Genomic DNA, 530 nt, shown 5'->3' on the forward strand with positions numbered 1-530 from the left:
TGGTGGCGTGGCTCCGCCGCGCCGCGCATTGACACCACTCTGGGGGCTGGCTGCCATGCTGCTGGTGGGGCAGCTGGCTCTGGGTGGCTGGGTCTCCAGCAACTACGCCGGCATCGCCTGCCAGGGGTTCCCCACCTGCAACGGTGAGTGGTGGCCTAGCCTGGACTGGAGCGAGGGCTTTCATCTGACCCAGAGCGTCGGCCCCAACTACCTGCATGGCCAACTGCATGCCGAGGCGCGCAGTGCCATCCAGATGGGGCACCGCCTGGGCGCGCTGGCGCTGGGAGCCGCCATCCTGGCGCTGCTGATCTGCTACCGGCATGAGGCGGCGATGCGTCCATGGCTTGGGGCCCTGACCCTGGCCTACGGACTGCAATTCTCGCTGGGGGTGGCCAATATCCGGCTCTGGCTGCCCCTGTGGCTGGCACTGCTGCACACCGCGGGCGCCGTGGCTCTGGTGTTGACTCTGGCGCTGGCGGCCTGGCGCTGGCGCTGCCTGCCGCCATGCTCGATCACGACACAACAAACAT

General features: G+C 68.5%; 1 protein-coding gene. It reads left to right on the forward strand.

Translation table 11 applies throughout. The features are described from left to right. Window positions 1-55: 55 nt before the first annotated feature. Window positions 56-530 (forward strand): COX15/CtaA family protein (locus tag AM506_RS23640; protein ID WP_200908492.1); only part of this gene is annotated, 475 nt, incomplete at its 3' end.

Origin of the sequence: Rossellomorea vietnamensis (assembly GCF_001305855.1) — a bacterium.
GTDB classification, from domain to species: Bacteria; Bacillota; Bacilli; order Bacillales; family Bacillaceae_B; genus Rossellomorea; species Rossellomorea vietnamensis_A.